The organism is Klebsiella sp. CSG-1 (assembly GCF_056521145.1).
Genome location: NZ_JBWNLD010000001.1, coordinates 219090 through 239745, shown reverse-complemented (window position 1 = coordinate 239745; position 20656 = coordinate 219090). Strand labels below are relative to the sequence as shown.

Annotated in this window: 21 protein-coding genes and 1 riboswitch; of the genes, 11 read left to right on the top strand and 10 right to left on the bottom strand. The window is 58.2% G+C overall.

The features are described from left to right. Nucleotides 1-48 precede the first annotated feature (48 nt). Together AC007G_RS01185 and bioA are read right to left on the bottom strand one after the other, a co-directional pair. The gene (locus tag AC007G_RS01185; RefSeq protein ID WP_032688753.1) at nt 49-525 is read right to left on the bottom strand and encodes a kinase inhibitor; all 477 of its coding nucleotides are present in this window, start codon (nt 523-525) and stop codon (nt 49-51) included. Nucleotides 526-600: 75 nt separating this feature from the next. Continuing rightward, complete coding sequence (bioA, locus tag AC007G_RS01180) at nt 601-1890, bottom strand: adenosylmethionine--8-amino-7-oxononanoate transaminase (RefSeq protein WP_142630129.1); 1290 nt, start codon at nt 1888-1890, stop codon at nt 601-603. Nucleotides 1891-1975: 85 nt separating this feature from the next. Between bioA and bioB the strand changes: the two genes are divergently transcribed. From bioB to bioD, 4 genes are read left to right on the top strand one after another with little or no spacing between them, the layout of a single operon-like run. Beyond that, nucleotides 1976-3016, top strand: coding sequence for a biotin synthase BioB (bioB, locus tag AC007G_RS01175; protein WP_479466528.1), 1041 nt, complete (start codon nt 1976-1978; stop codon nt 3014-3016). Then, nucleotides 3013-4170: an 8-amino-7-oxononanoate synthase gene (gene bioF / locus AC007G_RS01170; protein ID WP_142630127.1), complete on the top strand. Its 1158-nt coding sequence runs from the start codon at nt 3013-3015 to the stop codon at nt 4168-4170. Before bioB ends, bioF begins: the two co-directional genes overlap by 4 nt. After that, nucleotides 4154-4909 (top strand): malonyl-ACP O-methyltransferase BioC, encoded by a 756-nt coding sequence (gene bioC, locus AC007G_RS01165; protein ID WP_099001216.1) that lies wholly within the window; start codon nt 4154-4156, stop codon nt 4907-4909. Before bioF ends, bioC begins: the two co-directional genes overlap by 17 nt. Next, nucleotides 4902-5624, top strand: coding sequence for a dethiobiotin synthase (gene bioD, locus AC007G_RS01160; protein ID WP_142630125.1), 723 nt, complete (start codon nt 4902-4904; stop codon nt 5622-5624). Before bioC ends, bioD begins: the two co-directional genes overlap by 8 nt. Here bioD and AC007G_RS01155 read toward each other — a convergent pair. Beyond that, a complete protein-coding gene (locus AC007G_RS01155) occupies nt 5566-6288 on the bottom strand; it encodes an ABC transporter ATP-binding protein (RefSeq protein WP_032688746.1) in 723 nt (240 codons plus the stop codon). The genes bioD and AC007G_RS01155 overlap by 59 nt on opposite strands. A 737-nt stretch (nt 6289-7025) precedes the next feature. On the opposite strand from AC007G_RS01155, the gene uvrB reads away from it, so the two are divergent. Next, nucleotides 7026-9047 (top strand): excinuclease ABC subunit UvrB, encoded by a 2022-nt coding sequence (uvrB, locus tag AC007G_RS01150; RefSeq protein WP_032688745.1) that lies wholly within the window; start codon nt 7026-7028, stop codon nt 9045-9047. 235 nt (nt 9048-9282) lie between these two features. Here the strand turns inward: uvrB and pmrB are convergent, their stop codons facing one another. From pmrB to yvcK, 4 genes are all read right to left on the bottom strand, one after another. Further along, nucleotides 9283-10374 carry a two-component system sensor histidine kinase PmrB gene (gene pmrB / locus AC007G_RS01145; RefSeq protein ID WP_032700539.1) on the bottom strand — a complete coding sequence of 364 codons (1092 nt, stop codon included), beginning with the start codon at nt 10372-10374 and terminating at the stop codon, nt 9283-9285. A gap of 4 nt (nt 10375-10378) precedes the next feature. Then, complete coding sequence (gene pmrA / locus AC007G_RS01140) at nt 10379-11050, bottom strand: two-component system response regulator PmrA (protein WP_094898452.1); 672 nt, start codon at nt 11048-11050, stop codon at nt 10379-10381. Beyond that, nucleotides 11047-12693 carry a phosphoethanolamine transferase EptA gene (eptA, locus tag AC007G_RS01135; protein ID WP_142630123.1) on the bottom strand — a complete coding sequence of 549 codons (1647 nt, stop codon included), beginning with the start codon at nt 12691-12693 and terminating at the stop codon, nt 11047-11049. Before eptA ends, pmrA begins: the two co-directional genes overlap by 4 nt. A 118-nt stretch (nt 12694-12811) precedes the next feature. Then, a complete protein-coding gene (gene yvcK / locus AC007G_RS01130; RefSeq protein ID WP_032688739.1) occupies nt 12812-13717 on the bottom strand; it encodes a uridine diphosphate-N-acetylglucosamine-binding protein YvcK in 906 nt (301 codons plus the stop codon). Between the two features lie 209 nt (nt 13718-13926). Then, nucleotides 13927-14065, top strand: a riboswitch (molybdenum cofactor riboswitch). On the opposite strand from yvcK, the gene moaA reads away from it, so the two are divergent. From moaA to AC007G_RS01100, 6 genes are all read left to right on the top strand, one after another. Then, nucleotides 14053-15042 (top strand): GTP 3',8-cyclase MoaA, encoded by a 990-nt coding sequence (gene moaA / locus AC007G_RS01125; RefSeq protein WP_049267844.1) that lies wholly within the window; start codon nt 14053-14055, stop codon nt 15040-15042. It overlaps the preceding riboswitch by 13 nt. Nucleotides 15043-15064: 22 nt before the next feature. Then, a complete protein-coding gene (gene moaB, locus AC007G_RS01120; protein WP_004859772.1) occupies nt 15065-15577 on the top strand; it encodes a molybdenum cofactor biosynthesis protein B in 513 nt (170 codons plus the stop codon). 3 nt (nt 15578-15580) lie between these two features. Next, nucleotides 15581-16069 carry a cyclic pyranopterin monophosphate synthase MoaC gene (gene moaC / locus AC007G_RS01115; protein WP_032688736.1) on the top strand — a complete coding sequence of 163 codons (489 nt, stop codon included), beginning with the start codon at nt 15581-15583 and terminating at the stop codon, nt 16067-16069. Then, nucleotides 16062-16310, top strand: a complete 249-nt coding sequence (gene moaD / locus AC007G_RS01110) for a molybdopterin synthase sulfur carrier subunit (RefSeq protein ID WP_032688734.1) — start codon at nt 16062-16064, stop codon at nt 16308-16310. The genes moaC and moaD overlap by 8 nt, the downstream gene beginning before the upstream one ends. Next, on the top strand, nt 16311-16763 hold the full coding sequence (gene moaE / locus AC007G_RS01105; RefSeq protein ID WP_004859775.1) for a molybdopterin synthase catalytic subunit MoaE: 453 nt from the start codon (nt 16311-16313) through the stop codon (nt 16761-16763). A 45-nt stretch (nt 16764-16808) separates the two neighbouring features. Continuing rightward, complete coding sequence (locus AC007G_RS01100) at nt 16809-17513, top strand: Bax inhibitor-1/YccA family protein (protein ID WP_142630121.1); 705 nt, start codon at nt 16809-16811, stop codon at nt 17511-17513. Nucleotides 17514-17574: 61 nt separating this feature from the next. Here the strand turns inward: AC007G_RS01100 and AC007G_RS01095 are convergent, their stop codons facing one another. The 3 genes from AC007G_RS01095 to AC007G_RS01085 are packed head-to-tail and all read right to left on the bottom strand — an operon-like array spanning nt 17575 to nt 20539. Next, nucleotides 17575-18540 (bottom strand): lysylphosphatidylglycerol synthase domain-containing protein, encoded by a 966-nt coding sequence (locus tag AC007G_RS01095; protein ID WP_032688733.1) that lies wholly within the window; start codon nt 18538-18540, stop codon nt 17575-17577. Next, nucleotides 18540-19784 carry a cardiolipin synthase ClsB gene (gene clsB / locus AC007G_RS01090; RefSeq protein ID WP_032688732.1) on the bottom strand — a complete coding sequence of 415 codons (1245 nt, stop codon included), beginning with the start codon at nt 19782-19784 and terminating at the stop codon, nt 18540-18542. Before clsB ends, AC007G_RS01095 begins: the two co-directional genes overlap by 1 nt. After that, nucleotides 19781-20539, bottom strand: coding sequence for an endonuclease/exonuclease/phosphatase family protein (locus AC007G_RS01085; protein WP_142630120.1), 759 nt, complete (start codon nt 20537-20539; stop codon nt 19781-19783). Before AC007G_RS01085 ends, clsB begins: the two co-directional genes overlap by 4 nt. Nucleotides 20540-20656 lie beyond the last annotated feature (117 nt).

Genomic DNA, 20656 nt, shown 5'->3' with positions numbered 1-20656 from the left:
GGGTCGCTTGGGTAAGCCGCGACCCGGAGAGGGACTGACGAGAGAAAGTCAGATAAACAGGGCGGTGATGGATGCGCTGCCCAACGAATGAAAATGGACGTTAAAGCCTACCATCGCACCGCTTGCCCCTTCATCGACCTCGATCTTCTCGACATCCAGCGCATGCACCGTAAAGATGTAGCGATGGCTTTCCCCTTTTGGCGGCGCCGCGCCGCCGTAGCCGGGCAGGCCGAAATCGGTGCGGGTCTGGACTGCGCTGGCCGGCAGCGGGGCCAGACCGGACCCGGCTCCCTGCGGCAGTTCGCGCGTTTCCGCCGGCAGATTGGCGACCAGCCAGTGCCACCAGCCGGAGCCCGTGGGCGCGTCGGGATCGTAACAGGTCACCACAAAGCTTTTAGTCCCCTCGGGCACCTCGTCCCACGCCAGATGCGGCGAGATATTGTCGCCATCGTAGCCCATGCCGTTAAATACATGGCGGTGGGGCAATTTCCCGCCATCCTGCAGATCGTGACTGATTACGTTCATGCCGTCTCGTCTCCTCTGGGATAATCGACTGATTAACAAAGAAGTATAGTCCTGTTGACGATCGGTTTCCGCTGCTTATTGGCGAAAAAATGTTTCGTTCAGCACCGCCGCGTTAACCGCCTGGGTCAGGCGCGTCAGCTGCTGCGGGGTAATCACATACGGTGGCATCAGGTAAATCAGGCGGCCGAACGGGCGAATCCATACGCCTTGTTCGACGAAGAAGCGCTGCAGCGCGGCCATATTGACCGGGCGGCAAGTTTCCACCACGCCGATGGCGCCCAGCACGCGGACATCGGCGACCAGCGGGGATTCCCGTGCCGGAGCCAGCTCCACATTAAGCTGCGCTTCAATCGCGGCGACCTGGCCTTGCCATTCGCCGCTTTCCAGCAGCCGCAGGCTTTCTGTCGCCACCGCGCAGGCCAGCGGGTTGCCCATAAAGGTCGGACCGTGCATAAAGCAGCCGGCTTCGCCGTTGCTGATGGTCTCTGCCACCGGCCGGGTGGTGAGGGTGGCCGACAGCGTCATCGTTCCGCCGGTCAGCGCTTTACCGAGACACAAAATATCCGGGGCGATATCCGCGTGTTCGCAGGCAAACAGCTTGCCGGTCCGGCCAAATCCGGTGGCAATCTCATCGGCAATCAGCAGAATGCCTTCCCGGTCGCACATCTTGCGGATGCGCTTCAGCCATTCAGGATGATACATCCTCATGCCGCCGGCGCCCTGCACGACGGGCTCGAGAATGACCGCTGCGATCTCATCCCGATGGGCTGCCATCAGGCGGGCAAACGGCACCATATCCCGTTCATCCCACTCGCCGCCAAAGCGGCTTTGCGGCGCCGGGGCGAACAGATTATCCGGCAAATAGCCTTGCCACAGGCTGTGCATGGAGTTATCCGGATCGCAGACCGACATCGCGCCAAAGGTATCTCCGTGGTAGCCATTGCGGAAGGTGAGAAAACGCCGCCGCGGTTCGCTTTTTGCCTGCCAGTACTGCAGGGCCATCTTCATGGCCACTTCCACCGCGACCGAACCGGAGTCGGCGAGGAATACGCACTCCAGCGACGCCGGGGTCATCGCCACCAGCTGGCGGCACAACGCCACCGCCGAAGGGTGGGTGATACCGCCAAACATCACGTGCGACATCTGGTCAATCTGCGCTTTCATCGCGGCGTTCAGGCGAGGGTGATTGTAACCGTGGATTGCCGCCCACCATGAAGACATCCCGTCAATCAACTGCTCGCCGCTGGCGAGGGACAGCTCGCAGCCGTGGGCGGCAACCACCGGATAGACCGGCAGAGGGGAGGTCATGGAGGTGTAGGGGTGCCAAATGTGGCGCCGATCGAAGGCGAGATCGTCCGTTGTCATAAGTGACTTGTAAACCATTTTGAAAACATTTAGGTTTACGAGTATAAACCGAACCGACAATTAACAAAACCCTTTGGAGAGGCCAATGGCTCACCACGCACGCTGGACAATGTCGCAATTTACTGAGTTGTTTAATAAACCATTGTTAGATCTGCTGTTTGAAGCGCAGCAGACCCACCGCCAGCACTTTGATCCGCGCCAGGTCCAGGTCAGCACGCTGCTGTCGATTAAAACCGGCGCCTGCCCGGAAGACTGTAAATACTGCCCGCAAAGCGCGCGCTATAAAACCGGTCTGGAATCGGAGCGCCTGATGGAAGTGGAACAGGTGCTGGAGTCCGCGCGGCAGGCAAAAAATGCCGGATCAACGCGCTTCTGCATGGGGGCCGCCTGGAAGAACCCCAACGATCGCGATATGCCGTATCTGGAGCAAATGGTCAAAGGCGTCAAAGCGTTGGGGCTCGAATCCTGCATGACGCTCGGTACCTTGACCGACAGCCAGGCGCAGCGTCTCGCGGGAGCCGGGCTGGACTACTACAACCATAACCTGGACACCTCGCCGGAATTCTACGGCAATATCATCACCACCCGCACCTACCAGGAGCGGCTGGATACCCTCGACAAAGTGCGTGACGCCGGGATTAAGGTCTGTTCCGGCGGGATAGTCGGCTTAGGCGAAACCGAGAAAGATCGCGCCGGCCTGCTGCTACAGTTGGCTAACCTGCCGACGCCGCCGGAGAGCGTGCCTATCAACATGCTGGTCAAAGTGAAAGGCACGCCGCTGGCCGATAACGACGATGTCGATGCTTTCGATTTTATCCGCACCATTGCCGTGGCGCGCATCATGATGCCGACCTCGTACGTGCGTCTTTCCGCCGGCCGCGAGCAGATGAACGAACAGACCCAGGCGATGTGCTTTATGGCCGGGGCGAACTCGATTTTCTACGGCTGCAAGCTGCTGACCACGCCGAACCCGGAAGAGGACAAAGACCTGCAGCTGTTCCGCAAGCTGGGCCTTAACCCGCAGCAGACGGCGGTGCTGGAAGGGGATAACGAACAGCAGCAGCGTCTGGAACAGGCGCTGCTCAACCCGGATACCGAGGAATATTACAACGCGGCGGCGCTATGAGCTGGTCGCAACGCATCGACCAGGCGCTGAACGAGCGGCGGGAGGCGGATGCATTCCGCCGCCGTCAGCCGGTGGCGCAGGGGGCCGGGCGTTGGCTTATCCGTGAAGATCGGCGCTGGCTGAATTTCTCCAGCAATGATTATCTCGGGCTGAGCCAGCATCCGCGGATTATCGCCGCCTGGCAGCAGGGGGCGGCGCGTTATGGCGTGGGCTCCGGCGGCTCCGGTCACGTCAGCGGTTACAGCGAGGCGCATCGTGAACTGGAAGAGAGCCTGGCGGACTGGTTGGGGTATCCGAGCGCGCTGCTGTTTATTTCCGGGTTCGCTGCCAACCAGGCGCTGATTGCCGCGCTGCTCGCCGGGGACGATCGCATCGTCGCGGATCGCCTGAGCCACGCTTCGCTGCTCGAGGCGGCCAGCCTGAGTCCGGCGCAGCTCAGACGCTTTGCGCACAATGATGTGCAGCAGTTGGACGCCCTGCTGGGCAAACCGCTGGTGGGTCAGCAACTGGTGGTGACGGAAGGGGTCTTCAGCATGGATGGCGACAGCGCCCCGCTCGGCGCCATCTCCCGAACCACCCGGGCTGCCGGCGGCTGGCTGCTGGTGGATGATGCGCACGGCATTGGCGTGGTGGGCGAAGAGGGGCGCGGCAGCTGCTACGCGCAGCATGTCCGTCCTGAGCTGCTGGTGGTGACCTTTGGTAAAGCCTTTGGCGTCAGCGGCGCGGCAGTCCTGTGCGACGAGGCGCTGGCGGACTATCTGCTGCAGTTTGCCCGCCATCTGATTTACAGCACCGCCATGCCGCCGGCCCAGGCGGTAGCGCTGAGCGCCGCACTGGCGGTGATCCGCAGCGACGACGGCCAGCAGCGGCGGGAAAAACTGGCCAGCCGCGTGGCGCAATTTCGCGCCGGTATGGCCGGTTTTCCGGGGGAACTGAGCGCCTCGACCAGCGCGATTCAGCCGCTGATCGTTGGCGACAATACGCGGGCATTGCAGCTGGCGGCGCGCCTGCGTGAGCAGGGCTGCTGGGCAACGGCCATTCGTCCGCCGACGGTGCCGGCAGGCAGCGCGCGGCTGCGCCTGACGCTGACCGCAGCCCATGAGTCGACTGATATTACCCGTCTGCTGGAGGTGCTGCATGGCGGCGGTGAATAAACGGGCGGTGGCTGCGGCCTTTGGCCGGGCGGCCAGCCACTATTCGCAACACGATGCGCTGCAGCGTTACAGCGCCGAACTGCTGCTGCGTCAGCTCCATGGCCGCGCCTTTTCAGCGGTGCTCGACGCCGGCTGCGGACCCGGCAGCATGAGTCGCTACTGGCGTGAGGCCGGCAGTCATGTGACGGCGCTCGATCTCTCGGTTGAGATGCTGGCGCAGGCCCAGCGCGACGAGTGCGCGCATCGTTATCTTGCAGGGGATATTGAGTCGCTGCCGCTGGCCGATGCCTGCGTCGATCTGGCGTGGAGCAATCTGGCGGTGCAGTGGTGCGAGAGTCTGGCCGGCGCGCTCGACGAGCTGTGCCGGGTGGTGCGCCCCGGCGGTCGGGTGGCGTTCAGCACCTTGCTGGCCGATTCGCTTCCCGAGCTGAATCAGGCCTGGTGCGCCATCGACAGACATCCCCACGCCAACCGTTTTCTCAGCGAACAGGCGGTGCGCGAGGCGCTGGCCGGGCGGCGATCCGTTGGCGAGGTTCACGCCGTCAGCCTGCCCTTTGCCGATGCCCTGAGCGCGATGCGTTCGCTCAAAGGGATTGGGGCAACACACTTGCATCAGGGGCGCAGCGCGGCGCCGTTGAGCCGGGGAAAACTGCGTCAGCTGCAGCTGGCCTGGCCAAAACAGCAGGGCCAGTGCCCGCTGACGTACCATCTTTTTACAGGAGTCATTGCACGTGACTAAACGTTTTTTCGTCACCGGAACCGACACTGAAGTCGGTAAGACGGTCACTAGCTGCGCCCTGTTGCAGGCGGCAAGGCTGTCAGGCCTGAAGTGCGCGGGCTATAAACCGGTCGCTTCCGGAAGTGAGTTGACGGCGCTCGGGCTGCGTAACGATGATGCGCTGGCACTCCAGCGTAATAGCGGGGTGGCGCTGAGCTATGCGCAGGTTAACCCCTTTACCTTCGCCGAACCGACCTCACCGCATATCGTGAGCGCGGAGGAGGGGCGGCCGATTACGGGCGATGCGCTTTCTGCCGGGCTTCGTGAACTGGAGACGCTGGCGGAATGGGTGCTGGTGGAGGGGGCGGGGGGCTGGTTTACGCCGCTTTCCGCGACGCTGAGTTTTGCCGACTGGGTTCGCGACGAACAGCTGCCGGTCATTCTGGTGGTCGGCATTAAACTCGGCTGCATCAACCACGCGCTGCTGACGGCCCAGGCGGTACGTCAGGCCGGGCTGCCGCTGGTGGGCTGGATTGCAAACGACATCCAGCCGCCGGGTAAACGCCATGCAGAATATCTGGCGACCCTCAACGATCGACTTGCGGCTCCGTTGCTGGGTGAGATCCCATGGCTGGCGGACGCGTCGCGGCGTGAGGATCTCGGCCAGTACCTGGATCTCAGCGCGCTGGATCGGGCGTCATCCACTGTGCCAGCAGCGGTTCATCCAGCTGGATAACGCGGCCTTGCGCCACGTTACGCCCGCGATGCAGCAGGCAAAAACGGTCCGCTACCCGGCGAATAAACGGCAGGTGCTGTTCGGCAAGCAGCACCGTTAAGCCGATGTCGCGGTTCAGGCGCACCAGCAGGTCACCCAGCTTATGCACGAAGTGCTGTCCGCTGCCGCGCGAAGGCTCATCAAGAATCAGCAGACGCGGCCGGACAACCAGCGCTCTCGCCAGCGCCAGCTGGTACTGGTCATCTTCTGACAACATGGCGGCTTTATGCTGACGTCGTCCGTAGAGATCCGGAAAAAAATCGTAAATCTCCCCCTTGACGGCGACGCCCGGGTTTCCTCCGGCGGCCAGCGCAATATGCAGATTCTCCTCGACGCTCAGTTGAGAAAAGATCCGCCTGTCCTGCGGGACATAGCCGATGCCAATAATCGAACGGGAATGGGCGGAGAGCGGCGTGATATCGCAGGGCGGCGAACCGACGTCATGCCAGGTCATACTGCCGCTGGCGACCGGAAGATGCCCGGTAATGCAGTTCACCAGCGTGGTTTTGCCCATCCCCTGGAGTCCCATCACACAGGTGCACTCCCCCGGCTGAAGTTCAAGGTCGACATTCCATAGCGTGTGCTGATTTCCGTAGTACTGATTGACTGCGCGTAGACTCAACATAGACGTTTTCTCCTGTTTGGGGATAGCGGGCGACATGAAGATTCTGCAAATCTCTTGCCAGGAAAAAGAAGTTTCGGTTTTTTCCCGTATGGGCAGCTGCGGCGGGGCGGGGTGAAGGCGGGCCAGCGAGGCGGTTGCACTCTCCCGGTGCTAACGGGTATGAAAAATGGTGCAGAAAGCAACAAAAAGGCAGGCACCCTTAGCTGATAAATATCAAAAATAATTCGATAATTTTTTTTAGGCGGTCGATTTTCACCGCCGGTCGATTTCTGCGGGGTGGCAGAAGCCATGGCCTGCAGACACTTATCCACTATTCCTGTGGATAACCTTGTGTATTAGAGTTAGAGAACTTGCGGTAAGCTAGAGATTACGCGGCCTGCGGCTGAATTGGCGCGAAACCCATCTTTTGTTTAATATCATTAAATATCAATTAGTTGAATAAAAGCAATGGCTGTAAGGAAAGTGTCACCTGATGCCATAAAAGATTCACCACCTTGCTTGACAAATGTTAAATGATAAATTTTTTTGGGGATAACCCTACTGTCTGGCGGATTATTCTGCAGGATGGTCTTTTTTTACCCCAAAACGACGCGCATGCCGACGATTTCAGGAACAAACGATAATCGAATACTGTTTTTATATCCAGTATTATTTATTGGCAAAAATGAGCGTGAAGGGTAGAATTAAACACCTGCCGCATATCACCAGGCGCTTCATCCTTCTTCAGGGCCAGACATATGAGTAAAACGTTCACGCTGCATTCCGCATTCCGTCCTTCTGGCGACCAGCCGGAAGCTATCCGACGCCTGGAAGAGGGGCTGGAAGATGGTCTGGCGCACCAAACGCTGCTGGGGGTGACCGGGTCGGGTAAGACGTTCACCATTGCTAACGTTATCGCCGATCTCCAGCGTCCGACGATGGTGTTGGCGCCCAATAAGACCCTGGCGGCGCAGCTGTACGGCGAAATGAAAGAGTTCTTCCCGGACAATGCGGTGGAATATTTCGTCTCCTACTACGATTACTATCAGCCTGAAGCCTACGTGCCGAGCTCAGACACCTTCATCGAGAAGGATGCGTCGGTGAACGAGCATATCGAGCAGATGCGTCTGTCGGCGACCAAAGCGCTGCTTGAGCGGCGCGATGTGGTGGTGGTGGCTTCAGTATCGGCTATCTACGGTCTGGGCGACCCGGATCTCTACCTGAAGATGATGCTGCATCTGACCACCGGCATGCTGATCGACCAGCGGGCGATTTTGCGCCGCCTGGCGGAGCTGCAGTATACCCGTAACGATCAGGCCTTCCAGCGCGGCACCTTCCGCGTGCGCGGTGAAGTGATCGACGTCTTCCCGGCGGAATCCGACGATATTGCGCTGCGTATCGAGCTGTTCGATGAAGAGGTTGAGCGGCTGTCGCTGTTCGATCCGCTTACCGGTCAGGTTGAATCGACGATTCCGCGCTATACCATCTACCCGAAAACGCACTACGTGACGCCACGCGAGCGCATCGTGCAGGCGATGGAAGAGATTAAAGTCGAGCTCGCCGACAGGCGGAAGGTGCTGCTGGAGAACAACAAGCTGCTGGAAGAGCAGCGTCTGAGCCAGCGTACTCAGTTCGACCTCGAAATGATGAACGAGCTCGGCTACTGCTCCGGTATCGAAAACTACTCGCGCTATCTTTCCGGGCGCGGGCCGGGCGAGCCGCCGCCGACGCTGTTTGACTACCTGCCGGCGGATGGACTGCTGGTGATCGACGAATCCCACGTCACCATTCCGCAAATCGGCGGCATGTACCGCGGCGACCGGGCGCGTAAAGAGACGCTGGTGGAGTACGGCTTCCGTCTGCCGTCGGCGCTGGATAACCGCCCGCTGAAGTTCGAAGAGTTTGAGGCGCTGGCGCCGCAGACCATTTACGTCTCAGCGACGCCGGGTCCTTATGAGCTGGATAAATCCGGCGATGAGGTGGTCGATCAGGTGGTACGTCCGACCGGGCTGCTTGACCCGCTGATCGAAGTGCGTCCGGTGGCGACTCAGGTCGATGACCTGCTGTCGGAAATTCGCATCCGCGTCGCCATCAACGAGCGGGTGCTGGTCACCACTCTGACCAAACGCATGGCGGAAGATTTAACTGAGTATCTGGAAGAGCACGGCGAACGCGTGCGCTACCTGCACTCCGATATCGATACCGTGGAGCGCATGGAGATCATCCGCGACCTGCGGCTGGGCGAGTTCGATGTTCTGGTCGGTATCAACCTGCTGCGTGAAGGGCTGGATATGCCGGAAGTGTCGCTGGTGGCAATTCTGGATGCCGATAAAGAGGGCTTCCTGCGTTCCGAACGCTCGCTGATTCAGACCATCGGCCGCGCCGCGCGTAATATCAACGGTAAAGCGATTCTGTATGGCGATAAAATTACGGCTTCGATGGCGAAAGCCATCAGCGAGACCGAGCGTCGCCGTGAGAAGCAGCAGCGCTATAACGAAGAGCACGGCATCACCCCGCAGGGGCTGAATAAAAAAGTGGTCGACATTCTGCAGCTGGGCAGCAATCTGGCGAAGACGAAAACCAAGGGCCGCGGAAAATCACGTTCGCCGGTTGAGGCGGATACGCCTGAGGTAGTGCTGACGCCAAAAGCGCTGCAGCAGAGAATTCACGAGCTGGAAGGGCAGATGATGCAGCATGCGCAGAATCTGGAGTTTGAAGAAGCCGCGCAAATTCGTGACCAGCTGCATCAGCTGCGCGAGCTGTTTATTGCGGCGTCCTGATCCCGCAGGAGGCGATGCGCCGCGCGTGGAGCCAGGCAGTGTGACGGGACGCCGATTTTTTGTTATTCCGCGGCGTTTTCCGCTTGGCTTAATGTCTGCTTAATCTTGCCAGGCGACACTATCTTCATTCTGATGAGGATAGTGTCATGCAAAAATTAACCTTCCGTGAGTCTCTGGCCGTTACCTGCGCTGTTGTTGTGGTTGTCGCTTTTGTCCATCAGTGGGTGCTGACTTTCTAACGCGAAGGCTTAGGAAACAGAATCCAGCCGCGAACGCCGGGGCCAGGCTGGCGGTTATGTAAGAAGAACTGGGCATCGTGCAGCTGAACGATGCGCGTCACAATACTTAATCCCAGACCGATTCCTCCGTAGCGGCTGTCCATACGGACAAACGCTTTGCTCAGTTCGCCGCTTTTCGCTTCATCAATCCCCGGACCTTCATCTTCCACGGCCATAACCGGCGTTGTACCGGCCTGTATGGCGATTTTTATCTTTGACCCTGCCGGGCTATAGCGATGCGCATTCTCCACCAGATTACGCAGCACAACGCGCAGCAGCGTGGCATCGCCGGAGACGACAACATCTTTGGCATCATCTCCGTCGGGGAGGGCGAGCTCCAGCGTCTGCTGGCGCTGTTCCAGCATGCTCTCCAGCTCACCGCGAATCGGTTCGACCACATCCTCTTGCAGCAGCACGCGCTGGTAGCTCCCGGCGGAAAATGACTGCCCGACGCGCGCCAGCTGCAGCAGCTGTGAGATGCTGTTGGTCATCTGATCCAGACGCTGGATCAGCGGACCCACCTCCACATGGTGCACTTTCGCCATCAGCTCCAGATGCAGGCGCAGTCCCGCCAGCGGGGTACGCAGCTCGTGCGCGACGTCAGCGGTGAACAGACGTTCGCGATCGAGGGTTAAGTTAAGGCGAGAAACCAGCTGATTAATCGCTGTCGTCACCGCCGTCACTTCCGGAACGGACTCCGTCAGCGTAATCGGCTGCAGGTTATCCGGCGTGCGGCTCTCCAGCTCAGTTTGCAGATTCGACAGCGGTCGGGTGATTTTTCTCACCGCCACCAGACTGATATACAGCGCCAGGCCGACGATCAGCAGGCTGGGTATTAACAGACTGGCGACCGCCTCGCGCACTTCGTGTTCAACGTGCTTTTGGTTGTTATGTCCTTCGATGGCGCTCGCCACCAGCAGCTGAATCTGCTCTTTGCTTTCATGCCATAACCAGAAAACGCTGATCAGCTGACAGACCACCAGAATGGAGCCGATCGTCAGCAGCAGGCGGTGACGCATGGTCCAGGTTTCACTTGCGAACAGTGCCATGGCGTTATTCCGTTCCTGAATTATTCACCAGCATATAGCCAAACCCCCTGACGGTACGAATGCGGGCTTTGCCCACTTTTTCGCGCAGGTTATGGATATGAACCTCCAGCGTATTGGTGGCGGGTTCATTGTCCCAGCTGTAGATATCGTTGTAGAGAATTTCACGGTGTACCGGGCTGCCTGCTTTCATCATCAGGCGAGAGAGCAAGGCGTACTCTTTCGGCGTCAGGTCCAGCGCCTCGCCGCCCAGCCATACCAGGCGACGGGTAATGTTCAGCCGCAGGTTGCCCACGGCCATTTCGTTGTCGCCCTGGTTATTATGACGGCGGAGCAGCGCGCGGATGCGGGCGTTCAGCTCTTCCAGCGCGAAAGGTTTCACCAGATAATCATCCGCGCCGGTGTCGAGACCGCTGATGCGATCTTCAACGGTATCGCGGGCGGTCAGGATCAGAACCGGCTGGCTGAATTTTTCCCGGCGCATGCGCGTCAGGAAGTGCAGACCATCTTCATCCGGCAGGCCGAGGTCGAGTACGATCAGGCTGTAATGGTTGCTGGCGAGGGACAGGGCGGCCTCGTGAGCAGTGGCGACGCCATCACAGACATATCCCTCGCTTTGCATTGCCAGGATCAGGCCTTGTAACAGGAGTGCGTCGTCTTCAATGACTAAGATTTTCATCTGGCGGTCTCGCTTCTGCACGGCGTTAAAATATCATCGGTTGCCTGGTATTCGTGGGTATCAACCCCAAGAAGCCCGAGCAAGGTAGAAAACAGATTATCCTGAGAATAAGGGTCTGTTTTAGCTCTTTGTTGCAGACACTGGCTGGAAACGCCATAGCGCTGCTGGTAATCCTGGGACAACCACAGCAGCATCGGTACGTGCTTTTGCGTTTCCGGGGCGATTGACCACGGCAGCCCGTGTAAATAGACGCCATCTTCGCCCAGCGACTCGCCATGATCGGAGAGGTAAACCAGGCTGGTGGTGAATTTATCCTGCTTTGACTGCAGTAATTTTATCGCCTTATCAACTACATAGTCGATATACAGAATTGTATTATCGTAGGTGTTGGTCAACTGCTGCTGGCTGCAGCTCTGGATTTCGTTGGTATCGCAGGTTGGGGTGAATTTTCTGAATTCAGCAGGGTAGCGATTGTAATACGTCGGACCGTGGCTGCCGATGGTGTGCAGCACGATAATTCCGTCCTGTTGCAGATTGTCGATGTAGCTCTCCAGATTATGGAACAGCACTTCATCGTAACATTCCCCCTCGATGCACTGACCGGTCAGGTTCAGGTCGGTCACGTTCTGATGCGGGACGCGATCGCAAGCGCCCTTACACCCTCCGTCGTTGTCGTTCCACAACACCCGAATGCCGGCGCGTTGCAGGATATCGAGAACGCCTTCCTGATGGTGGGCCAGTTCTTCATCATAGTGCGCACGCGGCATGTTAGAGAACATGCAGGGTACCGACACCGCAGTGGCCGTGCCGCACGAGGTGGTGTTCGCAAAGTAGATGACATCATCTTGTTTGAGTCGCGGATTGGTCTCGCGTTGGTAGCCGCCCAGCGAGAAATTCTGCGCGCGCGATGTCTCTCCCAGCACCAGAATGGTCAGGTTTTTGCGCGGACCGCTGTGCATTTCGGGTTTTTGCACGGCATCTTCGCCAATTTTTACCAGCGGCAGGTTGTCCATCTTGCTGTGCGCATACCACGAGTTGATGGCGACGATGCTGTTGGAGGGGCTCAGGGATTTCACCAGCTCTTTATTGTTGCGAAAGACCGAGGCGTAATCTTTATAAAACAGCGCAGCGACCAGAACGATCAGCAGGGCCGATACGAGGATATTCAGCAGACGTACCGCGATGCTGCGCCACACCGTTTTGGCTTTACTGATTTTTATCCACCAGGCGAAAGCGACCATCAGAACACCGGACAGTCCCAGCGTCAGCACCATCTTACCGGACATCAGGGCGAAGCTTTCCGCCGGCGTGGTATCCAGAATGTTGGTAATCATGGCGCGGTCGATGACGACGCCGAAGCTCCAGATAAAATACTGGGCCGAGGCGCTCAGCAGAATAAACAGGCTAATAACGAGGCGGTCGAGCTTGAGGAACGAGGCGAGCGTGGTGAGAATATTCATTACGCTGAAGGCAACCACCGGCATGCTGAGGAACACCAGCCAGTTGTGCAGGCTGTTTACCGGCAGCAGGGTGAACACCTGACGATAGAACGCGAGATTGAGCAGCAGCCCGACATAGAGGGCAAAAATTATCAGATAAACCGTACGGCTCATGACCGGCCGACGTAAAGTGAATAACGACATAGCAACAATCCTGGGACTAAGATAGTTGCCATGGTGCCACTTTTATTTTAAGACAACCTTAATATTTTAATATAAAGGTCTGGCGCGTCGTTACCCGCGCCTTCTCGTCTCCCGCGAGCTAACCTAAAGCCTGGATCGCTTTTTCCAGCGCGTTACGTAACAGCACCCGGTCGTGGCGATAGGGAACATCTGCGGCATCCAGCGGCGTTTGCACAATCGCCCGGTTTTCCAGACCGGTAGTATCGGTTTTCGGCCCAACAACGATGGCATCGATCACTCGCTTGCCAACATAGTGCTCCATAATCCCGACCCTGTCCGCCAGCGTCAGATTCGCGGCCGGGCTGTGTTCTTTGCCGAGATTGTCGATAAAGACCATGGTCGCCGGCGTTCGGCGCAGCGCCTGCGCCATCTCATCGAGCAGCAGAATCGGCAGCAGGCTGGTATAGAAACTTCCGGGGCCAATCAGGATTAAATCGGCTTCTGCGATAGCCTCTACCGCTTCGCGGGTCGCCGGCACCGGTGGGGAGAGCATCAGCTCCTTCGGGACGCAGGGCAACTGGTCGATATTGACTTCGCCGTAGACTTCATGGCCTTCGTGGTCAATGGCCATCAGATCCACAGGTTGTTCCGACATCGGAATCAGGAATGCGTCCACTTTTAGCAGATTTCTGATTAAATTGATCGCCTCTAAAGGCCGTACGCTCAGGTGATCCAGAGCCTTTAACATCAGATTTCCGAGGTTATGCCCGGAAAGTTCGCCATTACCGGAGAAACGGTACTCAAACATCGCCGAAGCAATGCTGGGTTCGGCGATCAGCTGGTTAAGGCAGTTGCGCATATCGCCCCAGGCGATGCCGCCTTCGGAACGGCGAATTCGCCCCGTCGAGCCGCCGTTATCGGTAGTCGTGACGATCCCGGTAAGACGTGAGCCGAGCGATGAGAGTGACGACATCACCCGGCCCAGACCGTGTCCTCCGCCAAGTGCCACTACGCGATCCAGATCGGCGAACGTACGAGTGCGCATACACATTCCTTATCTCAATTAAACGGGCTCACAGTAACCGATCTACCCCTAAAAGACGATGCCCGGATCCTGACAAAATGACCGATATCAATGCAAAAGCCTGGTTTTTGGCTATTCTGTACCGAAAATGCACGATTGTGTCGATATATACATGATTATATAACGAAAGTGAGAATGGCGAAACTGTCGTTTCCGCGCTACTATCGGCATAAACCAGTTAACACTCTAGCCTCTGTGCCTGTGTCGCAAGATATGGTGCTTTGGCCGTGACAGCCTCGCTTGTCACCAGGGCGTGGGAAGAAATGACCGCGTCTCCCGTACTTGGAAAGGTGTATATGGCTTCACAGCTTACCGATGCATTTGCGCGTAAGTTTTATTACTTGCGCCTGTCAATTACCGATGTGTGTAACTTTCGTTGCACCTACTGCCTGCCGGATGGTTACAAACCCGGCGCGGTCACCAACAAAGGCTTTCTCAGCGTTGATGAAGTACGCCGCGTCACGCGCGCTTTCTCTGCCCTCGGCACCGAGAAGGTGCGGCTGACCGGCGGCGAACCCTCTTTACGCCGCGACTTTGCCGATATCATCGCCGCCGTACGTGAAAACAGCGCGATTCGCCAGATAGCGGTCACCACCAATGGCTATCGTCTGGCCCGCGACGTCAGCCAGTGGCGTGATGCCGGACTGACGGCGATTAACGTCAGCGTTGACAGCCTCGACGCGCGCCAGTTTCACGCCATTACCGGGCAGGATAAATTTCACCAGGTCATGGACGGCATTGATGCCGCCTTTGCCGCCGGTTTTGAGAAGGTGAAGGTCAATACCGTGCTGATGCGCGATGTGAACCATCATCAGCTCGACACCTTCCTCGCGTGGATCCAACCCCGACGCATTCAGCTGCGTTTCATCGAGCTGATGGAAACCGGCGAGGGCAGCGACCTGTTCCGGCGTCACCATATTTCCGGCATGGTGCTGCGCGACGAGCTACTGCGTCGCGGCTGGATCCACCAGATCAGCCAGCGCAGCGACGGCCCGGCCCAGGTCTTTTGTCACCCGGATTACGCCGGGGAAATTGGCTTAATCATGCCGTACGAGAAAGATTTCTGCGCCAGCTGCAACCGTCTCCGCGTCTCCTCCGTGGGCAAACTGCATCTGTGTCTGTTCGGCGACGGCGGCGTGGATCTGCGCGACCTGCTTGTCGAGGACCAGCAGCAGGCGGCGCTGGAAGCGCGCATCTCCGAAGCATTAACCCATAAAAAACAAACCCATTTCCTGCATCAGGGCAACACCGGTATTACGCAAAACCTGTCGTATATTGGCGGATAATTGATTCTAAAGGAGCGAACAGATGAGTCAGGCCAGCGCTGAGTTTAACCCGACCCGTATTGCTATTCTCACCGTCTCCAGCCGGCGTGGCGAAGAGGATGATACCTCAGGCCACTGGCTGCGTGATGCGGCGCAGGAAGCGGGCCACCGTATTGTTGATAAGGCGATTGTTAAAGAGAACCGCTATGACATCCGCGCCCGGGTCTCGGCGTGGATAGCCAGCGATGATGTGCAGGTGGTGCTGATCACCGGTGGAACCGGGTTTACCGACGGGGATCAGGCCCCGGAGGCGCTGCGGCCGCTGTTTGACCGTGAAGTCGAAGGGTTTGGCGAAGTTTTCCGCATGCTTTCCTTTGAAGAAATCGGCACCTCGACGCTGCAGTCCCGGGCCATTGCCGGCATGGCGAATCGCACGCTGATTTTTGCCATGCCGGGCTCAACCAAAGCCTGTCGCACCGCGTGGGAAAATATCATTGCTCCGCAGCTGGATGCCCGTACGCGCCCATGTAACTTTATCTCTCATCTTAAGAAATAAGCGATGTCACAACTCACCCATATTAACGCCGCCGGCGAGGCGCACATGGTCGATGTTTCTGCCAAGGCCGAGACGGTACGCGAAGCCCGGGCTGAAGCCTATGTTGAAATGCGGCCGGAGACGCTGGCGATGATCATCGACGGCAGCCACCATAAAGGCGATGTCTTCGCCACCGCCCGCATTGCCGGTATCCAGGCGGCAAAACGCACCTGGGAGCTGATCCCGCTGTGTCACCCGCTGATGCTGAGTAAAGTCGAGGTCAATTTGCAGGCCCAGCCGGAACACAACCGGGTACGCATCGAATCGCTGTGCCGTCTGACCGGCAAAACCGGCGTGGAGATGGAAGCGCTGACCGCTGCTTCCGTGGCGGCGCTGACGATTTACGATATGTGCAAAGCGGTGCAAAAAGATATGGTGATTGGCCCGGTGCGTCTGCTGGCGAAAAGCGGCGGCAAATCCGGGGATTTCAAGGCGGACGAGACTCATGATTAAGGTTCTGTTTTTTGCCCAGGTGCGTGAACTGGTTGGCACTGAATCCCTGACCCTTGAGGTCGATGCGCTGTCGACGGTCGAAACCGTACGGCGTCAGCTTGCCGGCCGCAGCGAACGTTGGGCGCTGGCGCTGGAAGAGGGCAAACTGCTGGCGGCGGTAAACCAGACGCTGGCCCCCTTTGACCATCCGCTGGTGGCCGGCGACGAAGTGGCGTTCTTTCCGCCGGTTACGGGAGGTTAAATGACGCAGACTCGCATTATCGTCAGCCACGATCGTTTTTGCGTCGGCGACGAATATCCGTGGCTGGCCGAACGCGATGAAGACGGCGCGGTGGTCACTTTTACCGGAAAAGTACGTAATCACAATCTCGGGGACAGCGTTAAGGCGCTGACCCTCGAACACTACCCGGGAATGACGGAAAAATCGCTGGCGGAAATCGTTGAGCTGGCGCGCGAACGTTGGCCGCTCGGCCGGGTGACGGTGATTCACCGCATCGGCGAAATGTGGCCAGGCGAAGAGATTGTGTTCGTTGGCGTGACCAGCGCGCACCGCAGCAGCGCTTTTGCCGCCGGAGAGTTCATTATGGATTACCTGAAAACCCGCGCGCCGTTCTGGAAGCGGGAAGCGACACCGGAAGGCGAACGCTGGGTGGATGCACGCGATAGCGATCGCCAGGCGGCAGAGCGCTGGTAGTGTGGTACGCTTACTAAGAGAAAACGTGTTAATCAGGAGACAGTCATGGACAGATTCCCTCGTTCAGATTCCATTATTCAGGCGCGCAGCGGCCTGCAAACCTATATGGCCCAGGTTTACGGCTGGATGACGGTCGGGCTGCTGTTGACGGCATTCATTGCATGGTTTGCCGCCAATACGCCGGCGGTCATGATGTTTGTCTTTTCCAGCAAAATAACCTTTTTTGGTTTGATTATCGCCCAGCTGGCGCTGGTATTCGTGCTTTCCGGGATGGTGCAGCGCCTGAGCGCAGGGATGGCGACCACGCTGTTTATGTTCTATTCGGCGCTGACCGGACTGACCCTATCCAGTATCTTCCTTGTCTATACCTATTCGTCGATTGCCAGCACCTTTGTGGTCAGCGGCGGGATGTTTGGGATAATGAGCCTCTATGGCTATACCACGAAGCGCGATCTCAGCGGTTTCGGCAACATGCTGTTTATGGCCTTAATTGGTATTGTCCTGGCTTCGCTGGTCAACTTCTGGCTGAAGAGTGAAGCGCTGATGTGGGCGATTACCTATATCGGGGTGATCGTGTTTGTCGGCCTGACCGCTTATGACACGCAGAAACTGAAAAACATCGGCGAGCAGATCGATACGCGAGACACCTCCACGCTGCGTAAGTACTCCATTCTCGGCGCGCTGACGCTGTATCTGGACTTTATCAACCTGTTCCTGATGCTGCTGCGTATTTTCGGCAACCGCCGTTAACGCCTTTGATCCCCGGGCCGCGCCTGGCCCGGGGAGCGCGGATTATCCCCGGCCCTCTCTCTTATCCGTCCGCCAGCTTACGCTGATTCTTTTCGCGTAATGTTTTCGCCCGACTCTCCAGCAGCAGATAGCCGACGGTAGCGATAAGCAGCGGCAAAAAGTAATACAGCGCGCGCCAGGCCAGCAGGGCGGCAATAATCGCCCCGCGGCTAATCGACTCGGCGGAAAGCATGGCGATAAAAACGGCTTCCAGCACGCCGATCCCGGCAGGAATATGCACAATGACGCCGGCAATACTGCTGACCAGCAGCACGCCCAGTACGAGGAAATAATCGACCTGCTGCGCCATCAGCAGCCAGATAATCGCGCCCATCACCATCCAGTTTGCCACCGAAAGCGCCATCTGCAGCAGAGCGAACCGCCATGACGGCAGCACCAGCCGTTGGCCTTTAATCGTCAGATGGCGCCGACGGGCGAAGGCGCAGGCCCACAGATAAACTGCGGACATCGCCAGCAGTCCGCCCCCGATGAGCCGCAGCGTGTCCTGGCTGATATACCAGTGCGCCGGTAACGCCACCAGATTGGCACTGAAAATCACGCCGCCCAGCAGAATAAAGCCCAGCCAGTTGGTGGTGATGCTCAAGGAGAAAATGCGCGTAATGGTCCCGCCGCTCAAACCGAGACGCGAATAGAGGCGGTAGCGCATACCGATACCGCCGACCCAGGTACTGAGGGTCAGATTAAAGGCGTAGCAGATAAACGACACCAGCATCACCTGCCGTTTAGCCAGTTTATGTCCGCACCAGGCGCGCCCCAGCAGATCGTAGCAGCCATAAATCAGGTAGCTCGCTATCGTCAGCCCCACCGCGCCGAGCAGAGCGGTGCGATCGTAGTGACGAATCACCTTCCAGACCGCCGGCCAGTCTACTTTTTGCGCATAAACCACCAGCAGGGCCGTCACGGCGAGGAAGAAAATGACGGTAAAGATCTTTTTCGCCATCCGCCTGCGAGGGTGTGATTTTGCCATCAGGGTTTTACCTCCTGATTGGTCGCATCCAGCCGATCCTGGGTTTCAATTTCTGGCTGCACCGGCGGTCGGACCCGCGCCAGATGCGGCGTGTGGGCAGGCAACCAGCCTATCCACGCCGGGAAGTGGCGCAGAAAGTGGAAGGCCAGTACGCTGGTACCCACATTCCACCAGCTGCGCTTTGGCAACATCGACTTGTCCACTTGCATGCAGTCCTCGGCGATCAGTCCGTTGAGGTTATCGCGCAAGGTCTGGTTAAACTGACGATCGTGGATAATCAGGTTAGCTTCCAGATTTAATGAGAGGCTCAGCGGGTCGAGATTGCTCGAGCCGACGGTGGCCCAATGGTCGTCGGCGAGGGCAACTTTGCCGTGCAGCGGCCGGCGGCGATACTCAAATATCTGTACGCCCCCGTTGACCAGATAGCGATACAGCAGGCGGGCGCCGACTTTAACGATTGGGATATCCGGCTCGCCCTGCACGATCAGCTTAACCCGTACGCCGCGGCGGGCGGCGTTACGCATCGCATGCAGCAGCCGGTAGCCGGGGAAAAAGTAGGCGTTGGCAATGATCACTTCCCGGCGGGCGTTAGCCAGCATCTTGAGATAATGGCGTTCAATATCATCGCGATGTTCTTGATTATCCCGCCAGACAAACAGCGCCTGCGCTTCTCCGGGGCTGCGGTTGATCGCCGGCTGGTGTCGACGCCGGAGCCACCAGCGGCGCGTCTCTTCGCTGGCCGGGAGATTTTCCAGCTCAAATTGCAGGATATCCTGCACCACCGGTCCCTCCACCTGAACAGCATAATCCTGCTTTGCCTCCGGGCCGTAGTCGGTCATGTGCTCGGCGGAGTAATTGATGCCCCCGACGAAGGCCGTCGTCTCATCGATCACCACGATTTTGCGGTGCATGCGGCGGAACAGATTGGTGCGCATGCCGAACAGGCGCGGGCGCGGATCGTAGTAGCGAAAAATCACGCCGGCGGCACTCAGCTCATTGACGAAACGCTCACTCAGGTCGGGAGAACCGTAGCCGTCGAGCAGTACTTCGACCCGTATCCCGCGGCGTGCGGCTTTTAACAGCACGGCGTGCAGCTGCCAGCCCACGTCATCTTCAAACCAGATAAACGTTTCGAGGATCACTTTGCGCTGCGCGCGGGCGATGGCGGCAAACAGTGCCGGATAGTAGTTATCGCCGTTCTCCAGGAGCTGGATGCGGTTTCCTTCCTGCCAGCTGCATTTCATAGATGAATCTCCACGCTCAGCGGGGCATGATCAGAGAGGTGACGCCAGGCCCGAAGTGGCAACGCCGTCGGGTGGCTGGCATGGGCATTTTTCACGTAGATCCGGTCAAGGCGCAGGAGCGGAAGACGCGCCGGGAAGGTTCTCGCCGGGCGGCCATGGGCGCGGGTAAAGATCTCCTCCAGCCCGGCCTGCGACTTTAGCACCCGGTTGGCCTGCTGGCGCCAGTCGTTAAAATCGCCGGCCACCACCACCGGCTGCCGGGCGGGCAGGTCGTTGACCCGCCTGGCGAGCATTGCCAGCTGGGCCGATCGTTGCCGCGCACTCAGGCCGAGGTGCACACAAATCAGGTGTAGCGCCGCGCTTTGCGGCGGAACGATTCGGCAGTAGAGCAGACCGCGCTTTTCGCTGTTGCCAACGGAGATATCAATATTTTCATTATATTCAATAGGAAAGCGGGAGAGCACGGCATTACCGTGATGGCCTTCGGGGTAGACCGCGTTGCGTCCGTAGGCGTATTCGCTCCATAGGGTATCGGCAAGAAACTCATAATGGCTGCTGTCGGGCCAGTTTTCGATCTGCAGCGAATGAATCTCATGCGCCCCGGTAACCTCCTGCAGACAGACGATGTCGGCGCTGACGCTGCGGATGGCGTCGCGCAGTGCCGGCAACATGAAGCGTCGATTAAACGTCGTAAAGCCTTTATGGATGTTAATTGTCAGCACGTTTAACGAAAATCTGCACGTTTGCTCAGCCATATTTCCCCGGTCAATGTCACTTTCCTGAATGAAATAGTGTAGTAGGTGTCACAAAAAGATGCGGTGTTCCGGAATTTTCCGTAAAGTGCGGTACTCTGAGTTACAGATAAAGATCCT

Excerpts from the sequence above, each read along its gene's own strand:
- AC007G_RS01185 (WP_032688753.1), bottom strand. The coding sequence starts at position 525 with ATGAACGTAATCAGTCACGATCTGCAGGATGGCGGGAAATTGCCCCAC.
- bioA (WP_142630129.1), bottom strand. The coding sequence starts at position 1,890 with ATGACAACGGACGATCTCGCCTTCGATCGGCGCCACATTTGGCACCCC.
- bioB (WP_479466528.1), top strand. The coding sequence starts at position 1,976 with ATGGCTCACCACGCACGCTGGACAATGTCGCAATTTACTGAGTTGTTT.
- bioF (WP_142630127.1), top strand. The coding sequence starts at position 3,013 with ATGAGCTGGTCGCAACGCATCGACCAGGCGCTGAACGAGCGGCGGGAG.
- bioC (WP_099001216.1), top strand. The coding sequence starts at position 4,154 with ATGGCGGCGGTGAATAAACGGGCGGTGGCTGCGGCCTTTGGCCGGGCG.
- AC007G_RS01155 (WP_032688746.1), bottom strand. The coding sequence starts at position 6,288 with ATGTTGAGTCTACGCGCAGTCAATCAGTACTACGGAAATCAGCACACG.
- uvrB (WP_032688745.1), top strand. The coding sequence starts at position 7,026 with ATGAGTAAAACGTTCACGCTGCATTCCGCATTCCGTCCTTCTGGCGAC.
- pmrB (WP_032700539.1), bottom strand. The coding sequence starts at position 10,374 with ATGGCACTGTTCGCAAGTGAAACCTGGACCATGCGTCACCGCCTGCTG.
- pmrA (WP_094898452.1), bottom strand. The coding sequence starts at position 11,050 with ATGAAAATCTTAGTCATTGAAGACGACGCACTCCTGTTACAAGGCCTG.
- eptA (WP_142630123.1), bottom strand. The coding sequence starts at position 12,693 with ATGTCGTTATTCACTTTACGTCGGCCGGTCATGAGCCGTACGGTTTAT.
- yvcK (WP_032688739.1), bottom strand. The coding sequence starts at position 13,717 with ATGCGCACTCGTACGTTCGCCGATCTGGATCGCGTAGTGGCACTTGGC.
- moaA (WP_049267844.1), top strand. The coding sequence starts at position 14,053 with ATGGCTTCACAGCTTACCGATGCATTTGCGCGTAAGTTTTATTACTTG.
- moaB (WP_004859772.1), top strand. The coding sequence starts at position 15,065 with ATGAGTCAGGCCAGCGCTGAGTTTAACCCGACCCGTATTGCTATTCTC.
- moaC (WP_032688736.1), top strand. The coding sequence starts at position 15,581 with ATGTCACAACTCACCCATATTAACGCCGCCGGCGAGGCGCACATGGTC.
- moaD (WP_032688734.1), top strand. The coding sequence starts at position 16,062 with ATGATTAAGGTTCTGTTTTTTGCCCAGGTGCGTGAACTGGTTGGCACT.
- moaE (WP_004859775.1), top strand. The coding sequence starts at position 16,311 with ATGACGCAGACTCGCATTATCGTCAGCCACGATCGTTTTTGCGTCGGC.
- AC007G_RS01100 (WP_142630121.1), top strand. The coding sequence starts at position 16,809 with ATGGACAGATTCCCTCGTTCAGATTCCATTATTCAGGCGCGCAGCGGC.
- AC007G_RS01095 (WP_032688733.1), bottom strand. The coding sequence starts at position 18,540 with ATGGCAAAATCACACCCTCGCAGGCGGATGGCGAAAAAGATCTTTACC.
- clsB (WP_032688732.1), bottom strand. The coding sequence starts at position 19,784 with ATGAAATGCAGCTGGCAGGAAGGAAACCGCATCCAGCTCCTGGAGAAC.
- AC007G_RS01085 (WP_142630120.1), bottom strand. The coding sequence starts at position 20,539 with ATGGCTGAGCAAACGTGCAGATTTTCGTTAAACGTGCTGACAATTAAC.